This is a genomic window from Streptomyces sp. BRA346, from assembly GCF_052851135.1.
Window position 1 is genome coordinate 270,457 of the sequence record NZ_JAIWIH010000008.1, and the last position, 8,777, is coordinate 279,233.

At 71.9% G+C, this 8,777-nt stretch carries 10 protein-coding genes; 2 read left to right on the plus strand and 8 right to left on the minus strand.

What is annotated here, in order from left to right; genetic code table 11:
- Nucleotides 1-127 precede the first annotated feature (127 nt).
- The 4 genes from LCH29_RS14190 to LCH29_RS14205 are packed head-to-tail and all read right to left on the minus strand — an operon-like array spanning nt 128 to nt 2,958.
- Nucleotides 128-724 (minus strand): GTP-binding protein, encoded by a 597-nt coding sequence (locus LCH29_RS14190; protein ID WP_446462071.1) that lies wholly within the window; start codon nt 722-724, stop codon nt 128-130.
- A complete protein-coding gene (locus LCH29_RS14195) occupies nt 702-1,058 on the minus strand; it encodes a DUF742 domain-containing protein (protein WP_123103937.1) in 357 nt (118 codons plus the stop codon). The genes LCH29_RS14190 and LCH29_RS14195 overlap by 23 nt, the downstream gene beginning before the upstream one ends.
- Nucleotides 1,055-1,483 carry a roadblock/LC7 domain-containing protein gene (locus LCH29_RS14200; RefSeq protein WP_123103938.1) on the minus strand — a complete coding sequence of 143 codons (429 nt, stop codon included), beginning with the start codon at nt 1,481-1,483 and terminating at the stop codon, nt 1,055-1,057. The genes LCH29_RS14195 and LCH29_RS14200 overlap by 4 nt, the downstream gene beginning before the upstream one ends.
- Nucleotides 1,480-2,958, minus strand: a complete 1,479-nt coding sequence (locus LCH29_RS14205) for an ATP-binding protein (RefSeq protein WP_446462072.1) — start codon at nt 2,956-2,958, stop codon at nt 1,480-1,482. Before LCH29_RS14205 ends, LCH29_RS14200 begins: the two co-directional genes overlap by 4 nt.
- 481 nt (nt 2,959-3,439) lie before the next feature.
- Here LCH29_RS14205 and LCH29_RS14210 point away from each other — a divergent pair, with 481 nt between their 5' ends.
- Nucleotides 3,440-4,108: a potassium channel family protein gene (locus LCH29_RS14210; protein WP_009714521.1), complete on the plus strand. Its 669-nt coding sequence runs from the start codon at nt 3,440-3,442 to the stop codon at nt 4,106-4,108.
- The gene (locus LCH29_RS14215; RefSeq protein ID WP_123107159.1) at nt 4,105-4,788 is read left to right on the plus strand and encodes a potassium channel family protein; all 684 of its coding nucleotides are present in this window, start codon (nt 4,105-4,107) and stop codon (nt 4,786-4,788) included. The genes LCH29_RS14210 and LCH29_RS14215 overlap by 4 nt, the downstream gene beginning before the upstream one ends.
- Nucleotides 4,789-4,866: 78 nt before the next feature.
- Here LCH29_RS14215 and LCH29_RS14220 read toward each other — a convergent pair whose 3' ends face one another.
- From LCH29_RS14220 to LCH29_RS14235, 4 genes are all read right to left on the minus strand, one after another.
- Complete coding sequence (locus LCH29_RS14220; protein ID WP_446462073.1) at nt 4,867-5,712, minus strand: DUF3159 domain-containing protein; 846 nt, start codon at nt 5,710-5,712, stop codon at nt 4,867-4,869.
- A gap of 3 nt (nt 5,713-5,715) precedes the next feature.
- Nucleotides 5,716-6,126 carry an OB-fold nucleic acid binding domain-containing protein gene (locus LCH29_RS14225; protein ID WP_184503503.1) on the minus strand — a complete coding sequence of 137 codons (411 nt, stop codon included), beginning with the start codon at nt 6,124-6,126 and terminating at the stop codon, nt 5,716-5,718.
- 89 nt (nt 6,127-6,215) lie between these two features.
- Nucleotides 6,216-6,899: a response regulator gene (locus tag LCH29_RS14230; RefSeq protein WP_123107156.1), complete on the minus strand. Its 684-nt coding sequence runs from the start codon at nt 6,897-6,899 to the stop codon at nt 6,216-6,218.
- Nucleotides 6,896-8,777: DUF4118 domain-containing protein (locus LCH29_RS14235; RefSeq protein ID WP_446462074.1), on the minus strand; the 1,882-nt coding region annotated here is incomplete at its 5' end. The genes LCH29_RS14230 and LCH29_RS14235, both read right to left, overlap by 4 nt.

Below are 8,777 nucleotides of genomic sequence, written 5' to 3' on the forward strand. Positions count from 1 at the left end.
CGCCATGCCCCAGGGGACCGGCGGAACCGGCCGTACCGCCTTGATGCGCGGGGCAGCCCGGCGGTGGTGCGGTTCCGGTGACGGCCTCGAGGTCTGGACGGTGGGTCACACATTCTCCTGAGACGAACTAACGGGTGTGCCGGGCCTGCAAATACTGCACGAGGGCGATCAGGGCGTGGGTGGACGAGATCCGGTCCCTGGCATCACAGGTGACCAGCGGGGTCTCCGGCAGCAGATCGAGCGCCTCCCGAACCTCCGTCTCGGCGAAGCGGGGCGCGCCCTCGAAGTGGTTGACGGCGACGGCGTACGGCAGCCCCTGCTCCTCCAGGACGGCCATCACCGGGAAGGACTGCTCCAGCCGACGGGTGTCGGCGAGCACCAGCGCGCCCAGCGCGCCGTTCGTCATGTCCTTCCACATCCGGGTGAAGCGCTGCTGTCCGGGCGCGCCGAAGAGGTACAGGACCAGGGAGTCGCTGAGGGTGAGCCGGCCGAAGTCCATGGCGACCGTGGTGGTCGTCTTCTCCTCGATGCCGGCGAGGTCGTCGATGAGCGCACCCGCCTGAGTCATCGTCTCCTCGGTGCGCAGCGGGCGGATTTCGGACAGCGAGCCCACGAAAGTCGTCTTGCCGACCGCGAAGTGGCCGACGACCAGCAGCTTCGCCGCGGTCCGTACGGTCTGGGGCAGGTAGACCGCGCCCCGGTCAGAGGCGAGCGCGGAGTCCATCGAGCACCTCCTGGAGGAGCTGGGTCTCCGGGAGTTCGGCCTTCGGGATGGGGGCCCGGGTGCTGATGTGGCCGCTGTCGACCAGATCGCTCAGCAGCACCTTGGTGACGCTCACCGGCAGCTCCAGATACCCGGCGACCTCGGCGACCGACAGCGCGCCGCCGAGGCAGAGGTCCATGACCCCCCGCTTCTCCGGGCTGAGCCCGGTGAGCGGCCGGTCGGGGTGGGCCATGACCAGGGTCACCAGGTCGAAGGTGTTGCGGCTCGGGTAGGCACGGCCGTCGGTCACGACATACGGCCGTACCAATCCTCGTTCGCGCCTGCCCGGACTCATGCGGGACTGCCGATCCCCTGCCAGGCCGCGCCCTGCCGCGGCGGGCTCGTCAGTTCCTTGCCCAGCCGGTCGACCAGCTTCTGCATCCGGTAGCTGACCGCCTCCATGTCCACGTGCTCGGTGGCCGACACGGCCAGGTACGCGCCGGGACCGGCGGCGATCAGGAAGACGTAGCCGCCGACGAACTCCACCAGCGTCTGCTGCCAGGGCGTCTCCTCGCGGTCGCAGAACTCGGAGGTGCTGCGGCTGATCGACTGGAGCCCGGAGAGCGCCGCGGCCTGGCGTTCGGCCTCGTCCCGCGCGATGCCCGCGGAGTGCGCCCGCAGCATCCCGTCGGCGGAGAGCAGGATCGCGTGCCGTGCCTCCGGCATCTTGACCACCTCGTCGAGCATCCATCCCAGCTCGTTGTTCATGTGGTCGTTCATGCCTGGCGGTTCCCTTCTTCGGTGTGAGGGGCGGCATCCTGTGTGACGCCACGGCCGGAGCGCGTACCGCGCGCGAACGCGCCCATGCGCTTGGCGGTCTCTTCGGCCGAGCGGACACGGTGCGACCCCGTGTCGGGTTCGGGGGCGCCGGAGCGCGGTCCGGGCGCGGTGGGCCCGTCCACCGGTGGGGCGGCGGTGGGATGCCGGCGGCGGCGCTTGGGCAGACCGCCCGCGGTCTCCCCGTACACGCGCGTCGCCTCGTCTTCCGGGGACGCGTGGGCCGGGGGCGCGGGCTGCGCCGGTGCCGGAGCGGGCTCCTGGGCCGGTGCGGGGGCCTGTACGGGCGCCTGGGCCTCGGCGGGGGCCTGGGGAGCGGCCCGGCGGCGGGTCGGGCGGGACGGGAGGGTGCGCAGCGGGGCGGCGGCCTCGGCCTCGTACGGGTCGTGGGCCGCCGGAGCGGCGGCGGGCGCGTCCGCGTCGACGTGGGTGAGCAGCGCGCTGGGGAGGAACAGGACGGCGCGCACGCCGCCGTACGGGGACCGGGTGTCCACCGAGACGCTGAAGCCGTACCGGGCGGCGAGCAGGCCCACCACGGCGAAGCCGAACTGCGGCGGGTCGCCCAGCCGCGAGACGTCCACGGCGCGCTGGCCGGACAGCAGCCCGGCGGCCCGCTGGACCTCCAGGCCGTCCATGCCGACCCCGGCGTCGTCGATCACGATGCAGGCGCCGTTGTGCACCGGCTGGAGGCTGACCTCGACGTTGGTGTTGGGCTGGGAGTGCCGGGCGGCGTTGTCCAGCAGCTCGGCGACCGCGAGCACCACGGGCTCCACCGCGCGGCTGACCACGCCGATGTCGATCAGGGCGTGCACCTGGACCCGCCGGTAGTCGCGGATGCGCGACTTGGCGCCCCGGACGACGTCGGTCATCGGGGAGGCGGTGCGCTGACGGCCGGGCCAGGAGCCGCACAGCACGGCGATGGCCTGGGCGCGCCGGCCGAACTGCGCGTTGGCGTGGTCGATCTCCAGGAGGTCCCGCAGCACGTCGGGGTTGTCGTGCCGCTCCTGCATCTCCGAGATCGACACCTGCTGTTCGTTGGCGAGGCCCTGGAGGGCGCGCATCGACGCCTTGAGCGCGGCCTTGGCGGAGGCGTCGGCCCGCGACTGCGCCTTGTCCACCGCGCGCGCGAAGTGCTCCATGACCGCGTGCAGGCTCTGCGCGTAGGCGGTTCCGGCCAGCTTCTCGTCCCGCAGCCCGGGCAGCGGGGTGGGCTGACTCAGCGCGTCCGCGATCGCCGGGAGGCGGACCTCGACCAGATGTTGCACTTCCTCGTCGCGGGCCCGCACATTGTCTTCGAGCGTGGCGTTACGCCTGCGCACTCCGGCAGTGATCCGGCGCTGGCGTATCAGAAGCACCGACACGACCAGAAGGACGACGGCCAGGCACCAGCTCACCGCCTCCGTCATGTGATCTGTCATCAGGAACCTCGTGCAGAGAACGCGGGCGCGGAAGGAACGACTCAGTGCCCTGATGTCCCGTCCGGAAACGGTACGGCGATCATCTTAGCCACGCCGTGACCGAGTGTCCGACGGCCGTAACAAAGTTCGAACTGACGGGACTCTATTGCCAATTCCCGTAAGGGTTCAGTGAAGATCCTGGATATCGGGCAAAGATGAAGGAGCACACCTCCCGGTGGCAGTCATCCGCGCCCGCCCTCACACCGTAGCCTCCGGGCCGCCCGCGCACCACGTTTCCTCCCGCCCGGTGCACTCGGGCGGGGAATCGCCCCATGGGTATGGATACGGTGGGAACAGACGCCGTGGCGGACGACCTCCGTCGCCGTGCGGCACCGGCATCGGGGTCCTTCGCCCCGCTGTCGCCCCGTAGGTCCTGGAAGGAAGATGTGAGCAGGGTGTTTGCGCAGGTCAGCACGGTCATCAGGAGTGCGGGGTAAGACGCATGCATATCGTGATCATGGGCTGTGGCCGGGTGGGCGCGGCGCTCGCCCAGACCCTGGAGCAACAGGGACACACGGTCGCGGTCGTCGACCAGGACCCCACCGCCTTCCGCCGCCTCGGCGCGGGTTTCGGCGGTCGCCGGGTGACGGGCGTCGGATTCGACCAGGACACGCTCCGCGAGGCGGGCATCGAGGAGGCCGGGGCCTTCGCCGCGGTCAGCAGCGGCGACAACTCCAACATCATCGCGGCCCGGGTGGCCCGCGAGATGTTCGGCGTGGAGAACGTCGCGGCACGGATCTACGACCCGCGCCGCGCCGAGGTCTACCAGCGCCTGGGCATCCCGACCGTGGCCACCGTGCGGTGGACCGCCGACCAGATGCTGCGGCGGCTGCTGCCGTCCGGCGCCGAGCCGCTGTGGCGGGACCCCAGCGGCGGGGTGCAGCTCGCCGAGGTGCACACCTCCCCCGCGTGGGTGGGGCACAAGGTCAGCAAGCTCCAGGAGGAGACCGGAGTGCGGGTCGCGTTCCTGACCCGGCTCGGCGAGGCGATGCTGCCCACCTCGCAGACGGTCCTACAGGAAGGCGACCTGGTGCACGTGATGATGCGCACCGACGAGGTCGAGAAGGTCGAAGCCTCGTTCGACGAGGGGCCTGAGGAGGGAGCCCGATGAGGGTTGCCATTGCCGGAGCGGGCGCCGTGGGGCGCTCCATCGCGGGCGAGCTGCTGGAGAACGGGCACGAGGTCCTCCTCATCGACAAGGCACCGACCGCCATCTCGGTGGAGCGGGTGCCGCAGGCCGAATGGCTGCTGGCCGACGCGTGCGAGATCACCTCGCTGGACGAGGCGGCGCTCCAGCGCTGCAACGTGGTCATCGCGGCCACCGGGGACGACAAGGTCAACCTGGTCGTGTCCCTGCTCGCGAAGACCGAGTACGCGGTGCCGCGGGTGGTCGCGCGGGTGAACAACCCCAAGAACGAGTGGCTGTTCAACGAGGCGTGGGGCGTCGACGTCGCCGTCTCCACGCCGCGGCTGATGTCGGCGCTGGTCGAGGAGGCGGTGAGCGTCGGCGACCTGGTGCGGCTGCTGCGCTTCAGCCACGGCGACGCGAACCTGGTGGAGCTGACGCTGCCGCCGGAGGCGGCCCTGGTCGGCACCCGGGTCGGCGACGTGGAGTGGCCGGAGGACACCACGCTGGTCACCATCATCCGGGGCACCCGGGTGCTGACCCCGAACAGCGACGACGTCCTGGAGGCGGGCGACGAGCTGCTGTTCGTCGCGGCCCAGGCGCGGGAGGAGCAGCTGGAGCAGCTGCTGTCCGTGCAGCGCCAGGACGCCGCGGGCCAGGTCTAGGGCCACCGGCGAGGCCCCGGGTTCCCTGTGCGGGAGCCCGGGGCCTTCGTGGTGCCGCTGTCGCTCAGTGCTCAGTGCTCAGTGCCGGGGCGGGCGCCGGTCGGCCGACTCGGTGCGGGCCTCGTTCACGATCTGGTCGGTCCACTCCGAGAGCAGCGGGTCGGCGATCCGCTCGGCCTGCTCGGCCTCCCGCTGCGCGCGCTCGCGGTCCCGCTCCGCCTTCTCCTCGGCCTCCATCTCGGCGATCACGTCGATCGGCGGCGGGGCCTTGGCGAGGAAGATCCACGTCAGGTAGACGCACAGCAGGAACGGCGGAATGCCGAGTGCCACCTTCACCCAGCCGAGCTGGGTGACGTCCCCCCACCAGTAGAGCGGGAAGAGGATCGCCGACTTGGCGAGCAGGATCAGCCCCCACGCCCAGGTGGCCCGGGTGTAGGCGCGGAACCGGCCGGGGTTGCGGGTGCGCCAGGAGAGGTTCTCCTTGAGCATCGGACCGAGCAGCACGCCGATCAGCGGATAGCGGAAGATCGCCGAGAGGACGTACGCGACCGCCAGGCCGAGCGTGTAGAGCATGCCCGGCAGGTAGAAGTTCTTGGCGTCGCCGGACATCATCGCGAAGATCGCACCGAACGCGACCCCGAAGACCCCGCTGAAGGCGTGCTTCAGCGTCTCCTTGCGCACCATCCGGGCCAGCGCGAGCAGCACGGTCAGACCGAGCGCGCCGATCGCGGCCAGGTGGATGTCGCGCTTGATCGTGTACAGCAGGACGAAGACCAGCCCGGGGACGGTGGTGTCCACCATGCCCCGCACCCCGCCGAACGCCTCCAGGAGCGCGGTGTCCGCCGCCGCCCTGCTCTGCGCGTCGTGGGCGGCGGCGCCCTGGTGGTCGGTGTCGGTCGGGGTCGTCTTGTCGTCAGACGTCACCGGCTACTCCTGTCCGAGCGGTCGGAGTTCGTACTTCGGATTGAACAGCACCCGGCGCCCGTGGCTCATGGAGATCCGGCCGGTGGCGATCAGCTTGCGGCCCGGCTCTATGCCGATGATGGAGCGGCGGCCCAGCCACACCACGTCGAGGGCGGCCGTGCCGTCGAAGAGCTCTGCCTCCAGCGCGGGCACTCCGGCCCTTGGCCGCAGCGTGACCGTGCGCAGTGTACCCGTCACCTTGACGATCTGACGGTCGCCGCAGTCGCCGATCTTGGTGCAGCCCGCATCCTCCGCGTCCTGCTGGAGCTCGGCGGAGTGCAGCTCCTCCTGGGAGCTCGACAGCCGGTCGATCATCCGCCGGAAGCGGCCAACCGGCTTGTCACGCTTCCCGGGGGGCTGGGGTACGGAACTCATACGGCCAGCGTACCGGTGCGCCCCCGCCGAATCCCGGCGCCGCCGCATCCCGTACGCGACTCACCGCCCGCGACTCACCGCCCCACCGCTCACGGCTCGAAGCGGTACCCCATGCCCGGCTCGGTGACGAAGTGCCGCGGATGCGAGGGGTCGTTCTCCAGCTTGCGGCGCAACTGCGCCATATAGACCCGCAGGTAGTTGGTCTCGGTGCCGTACGAGGGCCCCCAGACCTCCTGGAGCAGCTGCTTCTGGCTGACGAGGCGCCCCTCGTTGCGCACCAGCACCTCCAGCAGATGCCATTCGGTGGGCGTCAGCCGGACGTCGCGGCCGTCGCGGTGCGCCTTCTTGGCGGCCAGGTCGACGCTGAACCCGTCGGTCTCGACGACCACCGCGGCGTCCGAAGGACCGGAGGGCTCGGCGCGGCGGACCGCGGCGCGCAGCCGGGCCAGCAGCTCGTCCATGCCGAAGGGCTTGGTGACGTAGTCGTCGGCCCCGGCGTCCAGGGCCTCGACCTTCTCGTCGGAGGTCTGGCGGGCCGAGAGCACCAGGATCGGGACCCGGGTCCAGCCCCGCAGCCCCTTGATCACTTCCACGCCGTCCATATCGGGCAGGCCCAGGTCGAGCACGACCACATCGGGGTGGCGGGTGGCGGCGAGCTTCAGGGCGGTCGCACCGTCCCCGGCGGCGTCGACCTCGTACTTGCGCGCCTTCAGGTTGATCACGAGGGCGCGTACGATCTGCGGCTCGTCGTCCACCACGAGCACCCGGTTCATCTGACGGCCTGCCTTTCCGTTGTGCCGCGTGTGCCGTCCCTCAGGGGCCCGGAGGCGGCCCGCAGGGTCAGCACCATGGTCATCCCGCCTCCGGGGGTGTCCTCGGCGGCCAGCGATCCGCCCATCGCCTCCACGAAGCCGCGGGCGACCGCGAGGCCGAGGCCGACCCCGGCGCCGCTCGGGGCGTCCCCGTACCGCTGGAAGGGTTCGAAGATACGGTCCTTCGCGGCGTCCGGCACGCCCGGGCCACGGTCGGCGACGCGCAGTTCGACCCGCTCGCCCAGCGCGCTCGCGGACACCAGCACGGGCCGGTCCCGCGGGCTGTACTTCACCGCGTTCTCGACGATGTTGGCGACGCTGCGCTCCAGCAGCCCGGGGTCGACCTCGACCATCGGCAGGTCCTCGGGGATCTCCAGGGTGACGTCGCTCTCGGGGACGCCGACGAGCGCCATCGGCACCACCTCGTCCAGGTCGATCTCCCGGATGAGCGGGGCGACGGTGCCGGTCTGGAGCCGGGACATGTCGAGCAGATTGCCGACCAGGTGGTCGAGGCGGTCGGCGCCGTCCTCGATGCCCTCCAGCAGCTCGGCCTCGTCCTCGGCGGACCAGGCCACGTCGTCCGCGCGCAGGGACGACACGGCCGCCTTGATGGCCGCGAGCGGGGTGCGCAGGTCATGGCTGACGGCGGCGAGCAGCGCGGTGCGGATGCGGTTGCCCTCGGCCAGCTCGCGGGCCCGCTCCGCCTCCCCCATCAGCCGCTGCCGGTCCAGTACGACGGCGGCCTGGGCGGCGAAGGCGGCCAGCACCCGGCGGTCCTCGGCGGGCAGCACCCGGCCGGACAGCGCGAGCGCCATGTGGTCGCCGACCGGCATGTCCACGTCCGCGTCCTCGGGCCGCTCCGGCGGCGGCACGCCCGCGGAGCCGCCGACGCTTCCCGCGCGGGTCCAGGGCGCGACGTCGCTCTCCCGCTCCAGCAGGGCCACCGTGTCCATGCCGAAGGTCTCTCGGACCCGCTCCAGCAGCGCCTCCAGGCTGGTCTCGCCGCGCAGCACGCTGCCCGCGAGGAACGACAGCACCTCGGACTCGGCGCGCAGCCGAGCGGCCTGGTGGGTGCGGCGCGCGGCCAGGTCGACGACGGAGGCGACGCTGACCGCCACCGCCAGGAAGATCACTATGGCGACGAGGTTCTCGGGGTCGGCGATGGTCAGCGTGTGGGTGGGCGGGGTGAAGTAGTAGTTGAGCAGCAGCGATCCGACGGCCGCCGAGGCGAGGGCGGGCAGCATCCCGCCCAGCAGGGCCGCCAGCACGTTGAGGAAGAGGAACAGCAGCACCTCGTTGGCGAAGCCGGGACCGGCGTCCGCGGTGAGCGTGGCGCCCATGGCGGTGAGCCCCAGGGTGAGCAGGGCGGGCCCGGCGACCCCCACCAGCCAGCCCGCGAGCAGCCGGGAGCGGCCGAGCCGGGCGCCGCGCGCGACCGGCAGGCCGCGGCCCTTGGCGACCTCGTCGTGGGTGACGATGTGCACGTCCAGGTCGGGCCCGGAGTCCCGGGCGACGGTCGCGCCCACGCCCGGCCCGAAGACGTGACTCCACGCCTTGCGGCGGCTGGAGCCGAGCACGATCTGGGTGGCGTTGACGCCGCGCGCGAACTCCAGCAGCGCGGCCGGGACGTCCTCCCCGATGACGTGGTGGAAGGTGCCGCCCAGGTCCTCGACCAGGGTGCGCTGGACCGCCAGCTCCTTCGGGGAGGCCGAGGTGAGGCCGTCGCTGCGGGCGATGTAGACGGCCAGGATCTCGCCGCCGGAGCCCTTGGCCGCCATCCGGGAGGCGCGCCGGATGAGCGTGCGCCCCTCGGGGCCGCCGGTGAGCCCGACGACGATG

Coding starts and splice junctions, on each gene's coding strand:
- LCH29_RS14190 (WP_446462071.1), bottom strand. CDS start 724: ATGGACTCCGCGCTCGCCTCTGACCGGGGCGCGGTCTACCTGCCCCAG.
- LCH29_RS14195 (WP_123103937.1), bottom strand. CDS start 1,058: ATGAGTCCGGGCAGGCGCGAACGAGGATTGGTACGGCCGTATGTCGTG.
- LCH29_RS14200 (WP_123103938.1), bottom strand. CDS start 1,483: ATGAACGACCACATGAACAACGAGCTGGGATGGATGCTCGACGAGGTG.
- LCH29_RS14205 (WP_446462072.1), bottom strand. CDS start 2,958: ATGACAGATCACATGACGGAGGCGGTGAGCTGGTGCCTGGCCGTCGTC.
- LCH29_RS14210 (WP_009714521.1), top strand. CDS start 3,440: ATGCATATCGTGATCATGGGCTGTGGCCGGGTGGGCGCGGCGCTCGCC.
- LCH29_RS14215 (WP_123107159.1), top strand. CDS start 4,105: ATGAGGGTTGCCATTGCCGGAGCGGGCGCCGTGGGGCGCTCCATCGCG.
- LCH29_RS14225 (WP_184503503.1), bottom strand. CDS start 6,126: ATGAGTTCCGTACCCCAGCCCCCCGGGAAGCGTGACAAGCCGGTTGGC.
- LCH29_RS14230 (WP_123107156.1), bottom strand. CDS start 6,899: ATGAACCGGGTGCTCGTGGTGGACGACGAGCCGCAGATCGTACGCGCC.